General features: G+C 39.8%; 16 protein-coding genes and 1 pseudogene. 1 reads left to right on the top strand and 16 read right to left on the bottom strand.

The genetic code is table 11. The features are described from left to right. Nucleotides 1–11: 11 nt before the first annotated feature. From ACZSMY_RS15130 to ACZSMY_RS15160, 7 genes are all read right to left on the bottom strand, one after another. Nucleotides 12–1040, bottom strand: coding sequence for an L-threonylcarbamoyladenylate synthase (locus ACZSMY_RS15130; RefSeq protein ID WP_465147944.1), 1029 nt, complete (start codon nt 1038–1040; stop codon nt 12–14). 474 nt (nt 1041–1514) lie between these two features. Then, complete coding sequence (locus ACZSMY_RS15135) at nt 1515–1916, bottom strand: hypothetical protein (protein ID WP_042529482.1); 402 nt, start codon at nt 1914–1916, stop codon at nt 1515–1517. A 76-nt stretch (nt 1917–1992) separates the two neighbouring features. Then, on the bottom strand, nt 1993–2586 hold the full coding sequence (gene spoIIR, locus ACZSMY_RS15140) for a stage II sporulation protein R (RefSeq protein WP_042529480.1): 594 nt from the start codon (nt 2584–2586) through the stop codon (nt 1993–1995). Between the two features lie 126 nt (nt 2587–2712). Continuing rightward, a complete protein-coding gene (prmC, locus tag ACZSMY_RS15145) occupies nt 2713–3576 on the bottom strand; it encodes a peptide chain release factor N(5)-glutamine methyltransferase (RefSeq protein ID WP_465147945.1) in 864 nt (287 codons plus the stop codon). Next, nucleotides 3573–4652 carry a peptide chain release factor 1 gene (gene prfA / locus ACZSMY_RS15150; protein WP_465147946.1) on the bottom strand — a complete coding sequence of 360 codons (1080 nt, stop codon included), beginning with the start codon at nt 4650–4652 and terminating at the stop codon, nt 3573–3575. Before prfA ends, prmC begins: the two co-directional genes overlap by 4 nt. Nucleotides 4653–4909: 257 nt before the next feature. Continuing rightward, on the bottom strand, nt 4910–5164 hold the full coding sequence (locus tag ACZSMY_RS15155; protein ID WP_465147947.1) for a hypothetical protein: 255 nt from the start codon (nt 5162–5164) through the stop codon (nt 4910–4912). Between the two features lie 320 nt (nt 5165–5484). Continuing rightward, nucleotides 5485–5895 carry a hypothetical protein gene (locus tag ACZSMY_RS15160; RefSeq protein ID WP_042529472.1) on the bottom strand — a complete coding sequence of 137 codons (411 nt, stop codon included), beginning with the start codon at nt 5893–5895 and terminating at the stop codon, nt 5485–5487. 135 nt (nt 5896–6030) lie between these two features. On the opposite strand from ACZSMY_RS15160, the pseudogene ACZSMY_RS15165 reads away from it, so the two are divergent. After that, nucleotides 6031–7101 (top strand): annotated as a pseudogene (locus ACZSMY_RS15165) (RNA-guided endonuclease InsQ/TnpB family protein); the annotation flags it as partial. A 370-nt stretch (nt 7102–7471) separates the two neighbouring features. On the opposite strand, the gene ACZSMY_RS15170 reads toward ACZSMY_RS15165, so the two are convergent. The 9 genes from ACZSMY_RS15170 to rpoE all read right to left on the bottom strand — a co-directional run bounded on the left by ACZSMY_RS15170 (nt 7472) and on the right by rpoE (nt 17668). Beyond that, a complete protein-coding gene (locus ACZSMY_RS15170; protein ID WP_042529470.1) occupies nt 7472–8095 on the bottom strand; it encodes a thymidine kinase in 624 nt (207 codons plus the stop codon). A gap of 222 nt (nt 8096–8317) precedes the next feature. Beyond that, nucleotides 8318–8563 carry a type B 50S ribosomal protein L31 gene (locus ACZSMY_RS15175; protein WP_042529468.1) on the bottom strand — a complete coding sequence of 82 codons (246 nt, stop codon included), beginning with the start codon at nt 8561–8563 and terminating at the stop codon, nt 8318–8320. 162 nt (nt 8564–8725) lie between these two features. Further along, the gene (rho, locus tag ACZSMY_RS15180; protein ID WP_042529466.1) at nt 8726–10009 is read right to left on the bottom strand and encodes a transcription termination factor Rho; all 1284 of its coding nucleotides are present in this window, start codon (nt 10007–10009) and stop codon (nt 8726–8728) included. Nucleotides 10010–11060: 1051 nt separating this feature from the next. Beyond that, entirely contained in the window at nt 11061–12347 is a 1287-nt protein-coding gene (locus ACZSMY_RS15185; RefSeq protein WP_042529464.1) for a UDP-N-acetylglucosamine 1-carboxyvinyltransferase, read from the bottom strand. Between the two features lie 112 nt (nt 12348–12459). Then, a complete protein-coding gene (gene fsa, locus ACZSMY_RS15190; RefSeq protein ID WP_042529462.1) occupies nt 12460–13101 on the bottom strand; it encodes a fructose-6-phosphate aldolase in 642 nt (213 codons plus the stop codon). Nucleotides 13102–13232: 131 nt separating this feature from the next. After that, complete coding sequence (fba, locus tag ACZSMY_RS15195) at nt 13233–14087, bottom strand: class II fructose-1,6-bisphosphate aldolase (protein ID WP_042529460.1); 855 nt, start codon at nt 14085–14087, stop codon at nt 13233–13235. A gap of 102 nt (nt 14088–14189) precedes the next feature. Beyond that, nucleotides 14190–14555 carry a response regulator gene (locus tag ACZSMY_RS15200; RefSeq protein ID WP_042529458.1) on the bottom strand — a complete coding sequence of 122 codons (366 nt, stop codon included), beginning with the start codon at nt 14553–14555 and terminating at the stop codon, nt 14190–14192. 566 nt (nt 14556–15121) lie between these two features. After that, nucleotides 15122–16726 carry a CTP synthase gene (locus tag ACZSMY_RS15205; protein ID WP_042529456.1) on the bottom strand — a complete coding sequence of 535 codons (1605 nt, stop codon included), beginning with the start codon at nt 16724–16726 and terminating at the stop codon, nt 15122–15124. A 441-nt stretch (nt 16727–17167) separates the two neighbouring features. Further along, nucleotides 17168–17668 carry a DNA-directed RNA polymerase subunit delta gene (gene rpoE, locus ACZSMY_RS15210; protein WP_042529451.1) on the bottom strand — a complete coding sequence of 167 codons (501 nt, stop codon included), beginning with the start codon at nt 17666–17668 and terminating at the stop codon, nt 17168–17170. Between the last annotated feature and the right edge of the window lie 54 nt (nt 17669–17722).

Here is a 17722-nt window from a genome sequence, read left to right on the forward strand (position 1 = left end):
TATTAAAAAGATTATTCTTTTATAATTTGATCTGCCGCCTTTCGCAGACGATTCATGACTGCTTGACCAATTCCTTGCTCCGGAAATGTCTCGCAAACAATCTTATCCACATTGGCATGCTTAAAGAACCGCAATCCATCATATAAGGAAGAAGCGATTTCTTCTATCGTCCCGCCAAGCAGATGCACTTTTGTGCCGTCTGGAAAAATTTCAGCACTTTGATTGGATGCCAGGACGCCTATTCTGTTCCCTGCCTGCTTTTCCTTATCCACAAATGCACTAAAAGCCTGAAGATTTCCTTCAAATAAATAAAGCGGAACCTCTGGTGCATAGTGTTTATATTTCATTCCAGGAGCTTTGGGACGGTCCGCGGAGGATGTAACAAGGCCAGGGTCGATCATCACAGTGCCCGCTTCCGCCTCTAATTTTTCCTTTGTCACTCCGCCGGGCCGTAAAATAACCGGTATTTCTCCCGTGCAGTCAATGACCGTTGATTCCAATCCGACACCAGTCTGCCCGCCATCAATCAGTCCGCTGATTTTTCCGTTTAAATCCTCATATACATGTGCCGCTTGAGTCGGGCTGGGTTTTCCGGACACATTTGCACTGGGAGCCGCAACAGGTTTTCCTGCTGCCTGTAATAAAGCAAGCGCAATAGGGTGACTCGGGATTCGCACCCCGATTGTGGATAAACCCGCTTTTACATTCTCTGCACAGAAATCATTTGCTGGTAAAATATATGTTAAAGGGCCCGGTGAAAAAGCCTCCATCAATGGATACACATAATCTGGAATATATGTGACAAGCTCTTTTAACTGCTCCGCTGACGCAACATGGGCAATCAATGGATTATCCTGCGGGCGTCCCTTTGCTTCAAATATTTTTCGGACAGCTGCTTCGTTCGTCGCGTCTGCGCCCAATCCGTATACCGTTTCTGTAGGAAAGGCGACAACCTCTCCTTCTTTTAACAGATTTGCTGCCTCTTGAATCTCTTTGTCTATGATAGTGGTTCCATTCTTTTGCCATACTTTCGTGTGCATAACTTTTCCTCATTTCCCGCAGTGTAACAAGCTGGGAGATCGATTACCAATGTTGTCAGGTTAATAAATTTTATTGAATATTATATTTGTTACAGATAGGTAGTAAAAAACTGTCTGGCGGAGGAAAAATACGGAGACTGCTATGGGAAAGCGCAGTATTTTTCCGTAGCGGCTATTAACCTGACAATATTGCTTCGATTACTCTTCCCACCGAAGGGCTTTTGTAAAACTCCCACTGCATGAAGTTTCACTTTATACGTTTCTATTTTAGTCGATACACAACGGAAACGCAAAAAAGCAGTATTTTTACAAACTTATGCACATTATTCACAGTTTTTATCCACAAAATGACGATAATTCACATATATCCCCTAATTATACACACCCTGTTGTGAATAGTGTGTATAATTTTCACTTGACAAATTACGAAATAAACTATGCTAGTTATATCAAGCTTCTCTCCTTTTTAAGAAATTAGGATACCTGATACGCCCACCAATTCCCTGTTTTTTCTGAATTTATATTTTTAAATGTGACATCGCTTTCTCTTTTGAATTGTAAAGACTCTAATAAGATATCCACAACCGGGCTTTGATTATGCACATATACACATTTTACGTTATTTTTTCTAGATATGACGAGAACAGATTCAAATACAACAAATAATTTTTCTACATGCTCTTTATTTAAATATAATTGCTTCAGCCAATACGTTGATTCATCTACCATATCCAGATTAAAGCAGCCTTCCATACTTCCGTTGATTTCTACAACATAGCTCTCCTTTGTTAATTTTTTGCCGAAAAGCGTTCCGTTCTTTTCCATAAATTTCTCTATCAGCTCTAGTTTTGCTTCTTTAACTTGGTAGATTTGCATTTTTCCATCCTCCATTCTTTTTCTTGATTAAACTTAAGCTACGCTTTACTATCATCGTATGCCTCTATGAACAAATCTATGACAAGCCTAACCATTTAAATAAAAAGAATTCTACTTCGGCCTCTTCTTCCTCTTCTGCTTCTGCTGCATCTCCATCCGCTACAGAGGTGCCGTTAAAGAAATCTAAAAAGCATAATGGCGGGAATAGGACACACCACCAGTTGGCGCCAGAACCTTCTCCTATCGTTACTAAAATCGCTTCATATTCCCCTGCCGGATAAAGGTAGTCTCCATATAATTTCGCAGGAAATGATACATCCTCCGCAAATTCCAGTTCAAAGTCATCATCGCTATTTTCTTTCTCCAGTGTATCTCTGACTACTTCTTCTAATTCCGGAAGCCGGTCATCGATCAGCTGTCTCGCCTCTTCAATATCATCAATGTCCTTCACCCATTCTGTGATGACTTCATTCACTTCATCACGGACCTTATGTTTTACATCTTGGTCCTTCTCGCTGTCACTATTTGCCAGAATACGCAGCCGGATCGCTTCGTCCGGGATAACCTGATAGTCAAGCTCTTTATTTTGCAATTCTTTTGCTATACTAACTACTGGAATAATCGATAATAATAAAAATATAAGTGCCATTGCCATCCATAATTTTTTCATAAAAAAATCTCCCTTCCATCTATCTATGAGATAGTTTGGACAAGGAGATTTCTGCTTATACAAGTTTGATAGAAATATATATTTGAAAACCGGGTATACTTTTTCGTTATTCTGGCTATGCAGACATCAGTTTAAATGGCTCGCAAATACCATTCGATCTTTTCCGTTGATATCTTGTTTGATTTCCACATGGCTGCCTGGAAAAACCTGCTGTATCCGTTTCTTTACAGATTCCCCCTGCGTATGGCCAATTTCAAAAGCCAGCAGTGTATCTTTTTTTAAGGGCAGCTGTTTCACTTGTTCGATAATCATATGATATGCTGCCAATCCATCCTCTTCTGCAAAAAGCGCCAGCTCCGGGTCAAAATCACGGACGGTATCACTAAGCGCAGCTGCTTCTGATTTCGCAATATACGGCGGGTTGGAAACAATCACATCAAATGGCGTGGTTTCATGAATAACCGGAGATAAAAAATCTCCCTCCAGAAATGATACATCTGCCTCCCATTGATCGGCATTCTGCTTGGCTATTTGAAGCGCCTCAGCTGAAATATCGGTAGCAAAGACTTCTGCATGATTTAATTCTAATGCCAACGTAATCGCAATAACGCCGCTTCCTGTACCTATATCAACCACCCGTACAGGTCCGGTTTGCGCAGCAAGGTAATCCTTTACAGCAAGCACCAGCTCTTCCGTTTCCGGTCTGGGAATTAACACATGCTTATTCACTTGAAAGACGCGTCCATAAAATTCCTCAGATTCCGTCAAATGCTGGACGGGAATTCCAGTTTCAGCATGCTTTTTTATATCTGCTTCAATCTGTATTTGTTTTTCTTCAGATATGGGGTCACGCAAAGCAAGCAGCCATTCCTGTCTGGATAACCCTAAATGATGTCTGATTAATATTTCTGCCACTTTTGGTTCTCTATTTGCCTTTTCTAAAAAAAGAGAAGCCCGGTGAAGGACTTCATAAATTTTTGTTTGGGTCATTGATTGGGTTCCCCAATCTGCTCTAATTTTTTCGCTTGCTCTTCCATGACAAGCGCATCGATAAACTCATCCAGCTTGCCCTGCATAATCTGGTCCAGCTTTTGAATGGTCAAACCGATCCGATGGTCTGTCACACGGTTCTGTGGATAGTTATACGTACGGATACGCTCTGAGCGGTCTCCTGTACCAACCGCTGATTTACGATTTTCATCATATTCTGCTTGTGCTTCCTGCTGGAATTTATCATAAATACGAGCCCGTAATACTTTCATTGCTTTTTCTTTATTCTTAATCTGTGATTTTTCATCCTGAATCGATACCACAATCCCAGTAGGCTCATGCGTTAAACGTACTGCTGACATCGTCGTATTTACGCTTTGTCCCCCCGGTCCGCTGGAAGCAAAGGTATCCACACGAATATCCTTCTCATGGACATCTATCTCTACCTCTTCCGCTTCAGGCAGCACCGCAACAGTTGCAGTGGATGTATGAATCCGTCCGCCAGACTCTGTTTCCGGAACACGCTGTACGCGATGGGCGCCATTTTCATACTTCAGTTTCGAATAAACGTCTGATCCATTGATCATAAAGATGATTTCTTTATAACCGCCAACGCCTGTGGAGCTAGCCTCCATCACATCGATTTTCCAGCCCTGCGCTTCTGCATAACGAGAGTACATCCGATATAAATCACCTGCAAATAAAGCAGCTTCATCTCCCCCGGCAGCACCGCGAATTTCCATAATAACGTTCTTATCATCATTCGGGTCTTTAGGAAGCAGGAGAATCTTCATTTGTTCCTCCAACTCTTCTTTTCTGGACGATAATTCAGATACTTCCATCTTCGCCATTTCCAGCATTTCATTATCTGATTCATCTTCCAGCATTTCTTTCGCATCTGCCAGTTGTGATGTAACTTCTCTATACTCACGGTGAGCCTGGACAACGTCCTCCAGTCCAGCCTGCTCTTTCGAATACTCACGCAGCTTTTTTGTATCACTGATTACTTCCGGGTCACTTAACATTTCATTTAATTTATTATACCGATCTTCTAGTGCTTGCAAACGATCTAACACAAGAATACACCTCTTTCTCCATAACAGTCTTATTATATTATAAGGGAGCATCCGGGTCAATTGCACACCAGATGAGCAGTAATGGCAGGGTTGCCGATAAACAAAAAAATACCCATAAACTCGGCACGTTTTATACATGACCTGTCTATAGGCATTCTTTCTTGATTTCTTCTTTATTTAATTTAATATACAGCATCCGCTTATTTTCCCTTCCAATTCCGTATCTTTCTAAAAAGAAAAGTTTATTTTTTTAACCTTTATCTGATACTTATTTCTTTTTTCTGCATGATATTGGGATTTTTCCGGCTTGTATGAAGCACATATACCTCTCTTCCTAAATTGTATCGGTGAATCTCCTGACAAATTTTCATTGCCTCTGGAGAGTTGGAGAATTTTTTCAAAGGGTCCATGTCTTCTAAAATGCGTTCACTGTGCTCATTAGTATGCGCCTGAACTACTTCAATTAAAACCCATTGTTCCGGAAATGCGTTGCGCACTTCTTCCCATTTCAATGTATTCACCTCCAGAATGATACATAGTATATTTATATTGTATCATGAGAAGGAATAGCGTAATAGCACTTGTGCAAAAATTACGATAACTTTCACAATTTCTTTGAAAAAGAATTTGTCCAGAAAGAAGACCCTTTTTATCAAAAAGAAACCCAAGCTAATTTGGATTTCTTTTGTGGTATACGAATCTGATGTAAAATATTGCACCTGCAATTATCGTATTGTTATTTATTTTTTTAATAAATGTTACCTTTTCCTCCGCCTGTATTATTCATCAGCCTTACTCCTATAACAACGTTTTAAAAAACGGCCAAGCGTTATCACATCCGTACAATAACAGCTCCGCCGCCACTTCCTTGAATACATTTGGTATCTTCTTGCTCATGCATAAATTGCAGCAGTCGATTGTTCTGTGCAATCAAGTAGTTAAGCTGCTCCAGCTGGCTTCTTAAATCCATCATCATCTGCATCATGTATTGCATATCCGGTGATGCATCATGATAAGAAGCGGAATGGGCTTTATATAGATTGCTTCCCGGTCTTTGGCTGGCTGTATCCTGAACAGGAAGTTCATAGCCTGATCCATAGTTATCACCTTGTATTTGCGTTTCCACACCTGCGTCCTGTGCGCTATTGCTCCGTTGGCTCTGATATTCCTTTTGCCGGGTATACCCTCCCTGATTTTGACGATAAGGGTGCCAGCCGGGCGAATAGGGATAGTGAAAAGACATCCGTTAACCTCCTCTCATCCTATATCCAGTGTATTTGCCCGTTCTTTCCATGTGTGCAACGACCTGAAATTGATTAATTAGCCCGATTTGTGAATTATTTTTCCTCAATAATATTAGGATTCTGACGGTTAGTATGAAGAACAGGAAAAAGCCAAATCAGAACAAACGGAAATCAAATGTCATTTATTTGAGATGGCCTCTAAGGATCATCCATATATCCCGTACCCTTTTTTGAATGCTTTGTTTCAATCGATGAAACAGAACGATTATCAATCCTTACCGATTCAATCGAGTCAAGGCATTATGAAAATGGTCTTTCAAAATTGGAGATCTTTTTATGGCAGCTTACGGGAGTATAAAAAGAATCCCGTAAAATTTAAAGCACGTCCTAGAATACCAGGATATTGTCGTTCCAAAGAAAAAGAAATAACCTTTTCCAATCAGGATTGTATGGTAAAAGATAATAAATTCTTGAAGTTCCCTAAAACAAAAGCACGCCTGAATATAGGGAAGTTAGGTTATTCGGAAGGAAGGCTCAAACAAGTTCGAGTCGTTCCCAAGTACGGTCAATATGTCGTGGAATTAGTTTTTCAAATTCCTGCAAAAGCAGAGAAAAAAGAATCCAAGAACCGTTTTATGTCTGTTGATTTAGGTATGGATAATCTTGCAACCATTGTCACGAACACAGGCAAAAGGCCAGTTTTAGTGAAGGGCAAAAATATCAAATCCGTCAATCAACGCTATAATCAGCTAAAAGCCTATTATACAGGGATCTTCCGTCAAGGAAAAAATACAAACGAGGGGCCGTTTACATCCAAACGTTTGGAGAAAATCAGCCAAAAACGATTTCTTCAAATCAAAGATCTCTTTCATAAAGCCAGTTTTCAAATCGTGAAAATCGCCTTGGAAGAGGATATTGGTACCATCATCATCGGGCAAAATAAAGACTGGAAACAACACGCCGCTATAGGAAAAAGGAATAACCAATCTTTTACAGCTATCCCGCACAGCCTGCTTATTCAAATGATCACATACGAAGCAGAAAAGCATGGGATAACGGTGATGTTGACAGAAGAATCTTATACGTCGAAAGCAAGTTTTCTTGATAACGATGAAATCCCTATTTATGACCAAAAGAGTCAAAGCGTTGTATTTTCAGGGAAGCGTATCAAACGCGGGCTTTACCTTTCGAAAATGCGTTTACTATGTATCATGATTATACCAAGAATTATTACACTTCCATTTCGATACATGCTTATATATGTAAGAAGAAATTTCGTTAAATTATTCCAACTCCATTTACCACAATATAACTGAATGTTTGGCGTTCACTCCAAAATAAGTAAAATATCATTTTTAAACAGGAAATCCAACAACAAGTACCAACACGATTCACTCAACTGCCAATGGTTTTAATTGGGTAAGTAATCGCAAAAGCCATTCTATGGAAGAGAGTAATCAATGCGCCTTTCTCCAACTCTAACCTAATCCTGCAAGGTGGCGAGGAGGAATCGCAACAAAATGAGGTTTCATTATATAAAAAACTGCCGAATATATAGATTCGGCAGTTTTCGTATTAACTATTTGCTTGTTTTACAACATTTTGTGCTACATTTACTTCTGGTTTATTAGGTACTTCATGATGATGACGGCAGCGCGGTTCATAGGATTCTGAAGCTCCTACCAGAATGACAGGGTCATCGTAGGAAGCAGGTTTTCCATCAATCAGCCGCTGCGTTCTGCTGGCAGGCGAACCGCATAATGGACAGATGGCGTTTAATTTCGTCACCGATTCCGATAAAGCCATCAGCTGCGGTACGGGTTCAAAAGGAACCCCACGAAAATCCATATCCAGGCCGGCAACAATGACACGGATATCCCGGCGAACAAGCTCCTCGATGACATCAATGACATTGTTATTGAAAAATTGCACTTCATCAATCGCCACAATCTCTACATCGGGCTTTATTTCCTCTAAAATTTCAGCCGCATCCTTGATTGATTTTGCAATAGTAGTTCTGCCATCATGAGAAACAACTGCTGTTTCATCATAACGGTTATCAATAGCCGGTTTAAATACACATACATCTAGATGCGCATACGTTGCTCTTCTGACACGACGTATTAATTCTTCTGATTTCCCGGAAAACATGCTTCCGCAAATTAATTCTACCCAGCCATTTCGCTTCATTATATGCATTTGGAGAAACTCCTCTCGCGAATAAGTATAACTATTTTTAATGAGAAGCTCAGGCAGCACTCTCAACTATCTTCTATTATATGATAAATGAAAAAAACTTATTTTTCATATTTTATCTCATTAAAAGTAAAAAAACAGGCAAAATGAGACATTTTGCCTGTCCTTTCCAAATTCCATTCCTTATAAAAATTCTTTTTAACCGATAGACGGTTCATCAGAAAATTAGTTAAGGTTATATTTTTTCTTAAAGCGATCCACACGGCCGCCGACTTTGTCAGCTTTTTGCTTACCAGTGTAGAATGGATGTGAATCAGAGCTGATTTCTACTTTTAATAGAGGGTATGTGTTTCCATCTTCCCACTCAATTGTTTCGTCTGATTCTTTTGTAGATCCGCTTAAGAACTTGTAATTCGTGCTAGTATCAAGAAAAACTACTTTTCTGTACTCTGGATGAATTTCCTTTTTCATGTTCTTCTACTCCTTTTTGCCCTGAGTCCCTTGGAAACAGAGTTATTCGAAGAGTCGTTCGCGATGCAATGCACCCTACCTAAACTCACATAGAAAGATTATAACAGTGTATAGAATGAAATGCAATAGAAGTTATTAACAAAAAACAAGATACATCTGATTCTATTGACGATTCATTCCTTTTCGTTTCATTTCTTCGTCCATCAGCTGCAGGAATTCTTCATTATTCTTAGAATTCTTCATCCGTTTTAAGAAGCGGTCTAAGAAATCATTGGAATCCTGCATGGTTTTCCGCAGCAGCCACATTTTATCTAAATGTGCTTTATCTACCAAGAGCTCTTCTTTACGGGTTCCTGAACGCAGAATATCGATAGCAGGGAAGATTCGGCGGTCTGCAAGATGACGATTCAGGTGCAGCTCCATATTCCCTGTTCCTTTAAATTCTTCATAAATCACATCATCCATACGTGAACCGGTGTCTACCAGCGCTGTCGCTAAAATGGTAAAGCTGCCGCCTTCTTCAATATTTCTTGCCGCACCAAAGAATCGCTTTGGACGGTGGAAGGCTGCCGGATCGATACCGCCGGATAAGGTACGTCCGCTTGGAGGAATAACTAAGTTATACGCCCGGGCCAAGCGTGTAATGCTATCCATCAGAACGATGACATCACGCTTGTGCTCGACAAGACGCATAGCACGCTCTAACACAAGCTCCGACACTTTGATATGGCTCTCAGGAACTTCGTCAAAAGTAGAGGAAACGACATCAACGTCCGGACCTACAGAACGTTCAATATCGGTTACTTCCTCTGGACGCTCATCCACCAGCAGAATAATCAGTTTGGCATGCGGATGGTTTTGAGAGATGCTGTTTGCAATTTCTTTAATCAGCATCGTTTTCCCAGCTTTTGGCGGCGCGACAATCAAACCGCGCTGTCCAAAACCGACTGGTGTCATTAAATCCATAATACGTGTAGATAACTGGTTTGTTTCTGTTTCTAACCTGATTGGCCGATTTGGGTAAAGTGCTGTTAAAGCTGGAAAATGGACACGTTCTTTGGAAGAATCCGGGTCTTCATCATTCACTGCATCGACATGCAACAGACCGTAATAACGTTCGTTTTCCTTTGGCGGACGTACCTTTCCGGATACTTTATCTCCATTTCTCAAATCAAAACGACGGATTTGGGAAGCAGAGATATAGATATCCTCTGCACTTGGAGAATAGTTGATTGGACGCAGGAAACCAAATCCTTCAGAAGGAATAATTTCTAAGATTCCATCCATAAATAAAAATCCATCTTTTTCCGCCTGCGCTTTTAATATTGCAAAAATTAGCTCTTTCTTTGTCAGCTTTGCGTAATATGAAATTTTATAATCTTTCGCAAGTGCATAAATCTCTTTTAACGTCATTGTCTCTAAACTAGAGATTGTCAGTGTTGCCATTAAATCACCACGCCTGTTCTAGGTTCTTTTATATATTTTAATAGGACGAATAAACATTGTCCCATCTTTTCATACAGCTTCTGTATTTTATGATAAATAATTTGATGGAGTACACCATCTCTATCTTTCTCCATAGCTGATCGTTTGGTTACCTATTGCTGTCTTATCGTGTATACGCTTCATTAGAATTTCATCCGCTAAAGATTTTAATCAAATGGAGAAAAAACGGATGATTGATTCGTTGACAGCTTATCATTCGTTTCCTATTTTTCGGAAACGATATGTATCTGGTATTATTTTTAAATCTTTCTAACTTCCTTTTTCATCTATCATCGTCTTGACTGTAAAAGTACCATTTTCGTCATGGTATGCAAAACGGATTTCCTTATAATGATATGGAAGGAGTACTAAGAAGACCTGCTCCGGCTGAGAGAAGCAGTTAGAAGCTGTGATATTGCTGCAGATGTCTGGAGATAACAGACACAATCCATGTTATTTATTAGACTGACAGTACTTTTCAGGAAGGCGGGTCATCAGAGTTGCGTATTTTGGTAAGAATACGATATCACTGTAAAATGAAACTTCCTTTTCTATTTCCCTGTCAGACTTTTATCAAATTGCTTGGTTTGACTAAACATCTATTATCATACTCTTTTACGAATAAAGATTCAATAGACTTTTTTGTCAAAAATAGAGGAATTTTATCATGTTAACTATGACTTTTATCTATGATTCTGAAGTTATCGAAAATGTACTCATCTTGCAGGCTTTTTCGACAATAGAAGTTATTTGAGGACAGGTGTATCTTTTCTATCACTGCGTTTAAAAATATTCAGGAAAACGATACATCGATAAGAAGTATTTGCCAGACCGCCCGAATACCTCAAAACATGCTATATAATAAAAGAGAAGGAAGCCGCTTCTCTTTTAGAGGATGTTTAAAAAGCAAATAAAAGGACTTGCCGGCTTAAATTACAGCAGTTGGAGGGATGGAGCCCCCGCGCTGTAAAAATTCGATGTGTCCTTTTATTCCGCTTTTTAACCGTCTCTTTTACGTATTCTGATCTTGGTAAATTTCTGATTCAGTCATTTCTTCCCGCCAAATGGTTGCTCCGAGAGAAGAAAGCTTGTCCGTCAAATTCTCATAGCCGCGGTCAATATGATCCAAACCGGTAATCTCCGTTACGCCATTTGCAAGAAGTCCGGCAATTACCAGAGCTGCTCCGGCACGAAGGTCACTGGCTTTTACCTTTGCACCTTCTAATTGAGTCGGACCAGAAACAATCACGGATCCGCCCTCCACTTTTATTTCCGCATTCATCCGGCGGAGCTCATCAATATGCTTTAATCGTGCAGAATAAATGGTATCGATAATCACACCAGAATACCCCGCTTGTGTTAATAGTGTTGTAAGCGGCTGCTGCAGGTCAGTCGGAAAGCCAGGATAAACCAATGTCTTGATATCCACACTGCTTAATGATTTTGTTCTGGCAACATATAATTGGTCATTGTGTGATTCAATATTTACATTCATTTCCCGCAGTTTTGCAATCAATGATTCCATATGCTGCGGAATAACATTGTCAATAATCACTTCTTTCCCCATTGCAGCGGCTGCAATAGCATACGTACCCGCTTCAATACGGTCAGGAATAATGGTATGCGTACAACCATGTAAGGAAGGAACCCCGTCGATACGAATCACATCTGTTCCAACACCTTTGATTTTGGCACCCATATTGGTTAATAGCGTCGCAACATCAATAATCTCGGGTTCTTTTGCAGCATTTTCAATGATTGTTTGTCCTTTTGCCTTTACCGCGGCCAGCATAATATTAATGGTAGCCCCAACACTGACGACATCCAAATAAATGCGTGCACCGCGCAGCTCTTTGGCACGTAAATAAATCGCACCCTGCTCATTTGTCACCTCAGCACCTAATGCTTCAAATCCTTTAATATGCTGGTCTATTGGGCGCGGCCCCAGGTAGCAGCCTCCAGGCAAACCAATAACTGCTTTATTAAATTTTCCAAGCATGGCACCCATGAAATAATAGGATGCACGTAATTTTTTGACTCTTCCGTTCGGCAATGGCATGGCAATCATTTTCTCTGGATGGATCGTCATGTCCTGACCATCCCGGGATACTGTCCCGCCAATTTCTTCTAACAGCTGACCTAACGTATCTACATCCGAAATATCCGGCAATCCTTCAATCGTTACTGTAGAATCTGCAAGAATAGCTGCAGGCAATAAAGCTACTGCACTATTTTTTGCACCGCTGATATGAACTTCTCCAGATAATTCATGCCCACCCTCAATTAATAACTTTTGCATGTAAAAACCTCGTTCCTATGGAAGTTATGATCCACAAGTTGTTTTTGTTTATTCAGATGCATATCATCTTTACCCTTTTCTTATTGTCTGTCTTTTTTCCAACTCTATGCAATTATTTTTGATTATTCCAGTCTGCTAAGAATTTTTCAATTCCCTGATCCGTTAATGGATGCTTGACTAAGGACGACAGAACGTTGAATGGAATGGTTGCAATATGCGCTCCGTTTAATGCAGCATCTGTAACATGAATTGGATGACGGATAGATGCAGCAATGATTTCAGTCTGAATCTGATGACGGTCAAAAATAGCTGCAACATTAGCTATCAATTCCATTCCATCCTGTCCAATATCATCTAATCTTCCCAGGAAAGGAGATACATAGGTTGCTCCAGCACGTGCTGCAAGCAATGCCTGATTCGCATTAAAAATCAATGTTACGTTGGTTTTGATATTTAAATCGCTGAACACCTTAACCGCTTTCAAACCTTCAAGGGTCATCGGTACTTTTACCGTAATATTTGGTGCGATGGCTGCCAGCTCTTTCCCTTCTTCTATCATGCCTTCTGCGTCCTCAGCAATTACTTCTGCACTGACTGATCCAGAAACTTCTTCTGTGATTTCACGCAAGCGGTCATGAAAAGAAACCCCTTCTTTTGCTACAAGGCTTGGGTTGGTTGTAACACCAGCCAGTATTCCAAGCTTATTCGCTTCTTTGATATCTTCAATATTAGCTGTATCAATGAAAAATTTCATTTAGATTACCTCCCTGAGATTTTGCAGCAAAAGCTGCACCATCGGTACAGCTTTTGCCTGATATATTTTTATTGATGTGATTAAAAAGTTTCTTATCTGCTCTTTTTAACACATATTTTTAATGAAATCAATTATGCATTATTAGAAGAACCAAATTCACGCATTTTACCGATTACGGTTTCTTTAATCGCTGCAGTACCTGGTCCTAAATATTTACGCGGATCATATAAATCCGGCTTTTGTGCTAATGTTTCACGAATTGCTTTCGTCTGGGAAATTTGATTCTCTGTATTCACATTGATTTTAGCAGTTCCTAAAGAAATTGCTTTTTGAATATCTTTTGTAGGAATTCCTGTACCGCCGTGAAGTACTAATGGCACATTAACTAACTCCAGGATTTCTTTCATTTCTGTGAATCCTAAGTTAGGCTCTCCTTGGTATGGACCATGAACGGAACCTAGTGCTGGCGCCAGGCAATCTACTCCTGCTTCTGTCACAAGACGCAGACATTCTTCTTTATCTGCATAGTTGATTCCGCCGATAACACCATCTTCTTCTCCACCTACAGTACCAACCTCTGCCTCAACAGATACACCATGGATATGAGCAAGTTCAACCACTTTCTTTGTTACTTCGATATTTTCTTCGATCGGTGAGTGCGATCCGTCTATCATGACAGAAGTAAATCCTGCATGGATTGCTTCTGCACAGCTTTTAAAGCTGGACCCGTGATCTAAATGAATGGCAACAGGCACGGTTGTACCATATGAATCCATTAAAGATTTTACCATAGCAACTACGACATTGTAGCCGCCCATATATTTTCCAGCACCCTCAGAAACACCAAGAATTACTGGTGACTTTTCTTCTTGAGCTGCTTGGAGAATACCTTGGATATATTCCAGGTTGTTAATATTAAACTGACCTACTGCATATCCATTTTCTTTTCCTTTTTCGAGCATTTCTTTCATTGATACTAAAGGCATACCAAGTTCCTCCTTCAAATTGTCCGCATGAATTTCTGACAACATTCATTACAATATAAGAATACCAATTTCAAGACTTTATCGCAACAAAGTAGCAGTGATTCATTCGTTTTTCTTCAAAATTTCTTCCACAACATGACATAGTTTTGCAACATTGAATGGCTTCGAAATAATTTCCTCAGGTAAGTTTTCCCCCAGTTCCTGTTTTGCAACTTCCGGCAATCCAGTAATGATGATAGTTTTTGCTTCTACCCTCATCTGCTTTATTTTTTGCATGACAGCCTTTCCGTTGTAAACAGGGATATGATAATCCAGAACTACCAAATCGCAAGGGGACTCTGATAAATGTTCAACCGCTTCTTTTCCGTTCTTTGCAAGTGAAGTACGATAACCGGCTGTTTGAAAAACTTCTTGAAGCAACATGCGAATTCCTATTTGGTCATCAACAATGAGGATTGATTGTGTCATACTTACCCTCCGATATATTTAATTTTTGTTTTAAATTTAAAATTCGATATATTTATTTAAATTCCTGCTTATTTATATGGATTTGTTTTTTACCCCCTATTTTAACAAGAATCATTTTACGGCTAAAACTGCAGACCTGATGGCAGTTTCCACCATTCATTTAGATGTGTATTCACAAGCGAAAATTATACACCACCGCTCATCGTTCCTCCCGGCCTTTTGCCAGCCAAAGCAGCCATTGTCTCGATGAGATTCAGCTCCTTTCGCTTTTTTTCAATAAACCTTATTCTTCCAAAAAACAGGGGACAAGATTTACATAACACAATGGTGAATCAGCCGTTTTTTCTCCGGCACTATGGGATAGTATAGATGCAATTGCTTCTGTGATGTATTTCTGCCCACGGAAAATACTTTAACCATACTTTAGCATAGATGTCGAGGAAATTGTTCCTATATTTTATTTTGATAAGCGATTAAAGTACTTATACTTGCTGTTTAACCCAGCGTGAATACAAAAAAAGATACTCATCTGTGATAGATGAATATCTCCTTTTTGCTTTTATCATTTATTTTTTATTTTCCACAGCCGCACCGATAAATCCTTTGAACAATCCTTGCGATCTGGTAGGGCGAGAAGTGAACTCCGGATGGAATTGGCAAGCAATAAACCAAGGATGATCCTGAATTTCAATTGTCTCTACAAGGCGTCCATCCGGGCTAGTCCCAGAGAAAACAAGCCCTTTTTCTGCCATTTGCTCCCGATACACATTATTAAATTCATAACGATGACGATGTCTTTCTTCCACTACTTCTGCACCGTCATACGCTTCTTTTGTTTTCGTGCCTTCTGTTAAATGGCATGGATATAATCCAAGACGCAATGTACCGCCTAAGTCTTCAATATCCTTTTGCTCTGGAAGCAGGTCAATAATCGGGTATGGCGTTCCCGGATTAATTTCTGCAGAATGTGCGCCTTCTAAGCCTGCTACGTTTCTGGCAAACTCCACAGTAGCCAGCTGCATGCCTAAGCAAATTCCAAAGAACGGGATTTTGTTTTCACGCGCGTAACGAATCGCATGGATTTTTCCATCGATACCACGGTCACCGAATCCGCCAGGAACGATAACCCCGTCTACTTTCGATAATGCTGTTTCAATCTCTGCTTCTGATAATAATTCAGAGTTGATCCAATGTATATTGACATTCGCATCAAAATCATACCCGGCATGCTTTAAGGATTCGACAACAGAAAGATAAGCGTCAGGAAGTTCTACATATTTCCCGACCAGCCCAATCTCGACTTTTTTAGAAAGGTTACGAACCTTATTAATAAGTTCCTTCCAGTCGTCCATGTCTGCATCTTGGCAATCTAACCCAAAATGGTTGCAAACAATCTGATCCATATTTTGCTCCTGTAAAGCAATAGGAACTTGATACAGCGTATCTGCATCCATCATTTCAATAACCGATTTTTCATTAATGTCACAGAATAAAGCAATCTTTTCTTTCATTTCCTTAGTAATTGCCATTTCGGTACGTAATACAATCACATCTGGCTGGATTCCAAGAGAACGGAGCTCTTTTACACTATGCTGTGTCGGCTTCGTTTTTACTTCGCCTGCAGCTTTAATGTAAGGAACAAGCGTACAGTGGATGTACATCACACTATTCCGGCCAACATCACTTTTAATTTGACGGATAGCTTCTAAGAATGGCAGTGACTCAATATCGCCGACAGTTCCGCCGATTTCTGTAATAACAACATCTGCGCCAGTAGCTTCACCTGCACGGAATACCTGGTCTTTGATTTCATTGGTAATATGCGGAATAACCTGTACTGTTCCGCCAAGGTAATCGCCGTGACGCTCTTTGCGGATGACACTGGAATATACTTTCCCTGTTGTAATATTGCTGTATTTATTTAAGTTGATATCGATAAAGCGTTCATAATGTCCAAGGTCTAAATCTGTTTCAGCGCCATCTTCGGTCACGAATACTTCCCCATGCTGATAAGGACTCATTGTCCCAGGGTCTACGTTGATGTACGGATCAAATTTTTGAATCGTTACTTTTAATCCGCGGTTTTTTAATAAACGTCCTAATGAAGCTGCTGTAATCCCTTTTCCAAGCGATGATACTACGCCGCCAGTTACAAAAATATACTTTGTCACTTGTTCTCATCCTTCTTTCTTTATTTTATGTTATGCATTGATTAAGTGATTTAGGGAGTTAGCGCCCGTTATCTCTCGCCCGAATACATTTATTTTGAGGCGGAAGGTTTACGGAGGCTTCTCCGTGATAAAATTGGCCGTTCTTTGGAATGATTGTCCTGTCCGTAGCATTTACATAGATGGTAAAAGCTATCACACAAAACTATTTCAATTTATTTCTCTATCTAACAAGAAAAGCGTTTCCCCTCTCATCTCTCAGGGGAAACGCTTTGTAATTATATTCAAAGAGCCCAATAAAGATTCTACTGTTAGTCTATGTAAATGTCAAGCACTGAAAAAAACATGTTTTTTTCCTGTCACGTTCCCGCTTTATTACAAAAAGCTGGAGCAAGTCGAATGATGATCAACTTGCCCCAGCTTATCAACTTTGTACATTAATGATTAACGATCGTCTTCATTATCGTAATCTAATTCATCGAGATCGTCCTTGCCGATAACGTCGTCTACTTCATCTTCAATTTCTTCCAGATCCGCATCTTCTACGTCATCATCGAAATCATCCAGCATATCATCGATGTCTTCATCAGTTATGTCTAAATCATCATGGATATCTTCTGTGTCTTCCACTGCAGCTTTCTTCTTTTTCTTACGCTTTTTCGGTTCTTCCGTAATTTCTTCTTCTCCCTGTTCGACCGAATACCAGCTTTTTAGTCCCCATACACCGGAACCTAATGTTAAATAACGTCCGTCAACATTCATGTCTGTATAGAATTGTGCAATCAAATTTTCTTTCTGTTCTTCGGATAAGTTTTTTAACTCTGCTATTTGAGAAAATAAATCTTGAAAAGGGATTGCTTTATTTTTTTCTTTTAGAATGAGGGAACCTAATTCAATCATGGATAAATCGTCAATTTGCTCTTGTGTTAATTCTTTCAAACTCACGCTCATGCACTCCTTTTAGAAAATAATCATACCCATCTATGCTATCAATGATTA

Source organism: Oceanobacillus sp. B139/18 (genome assembly GCF_055524595.1).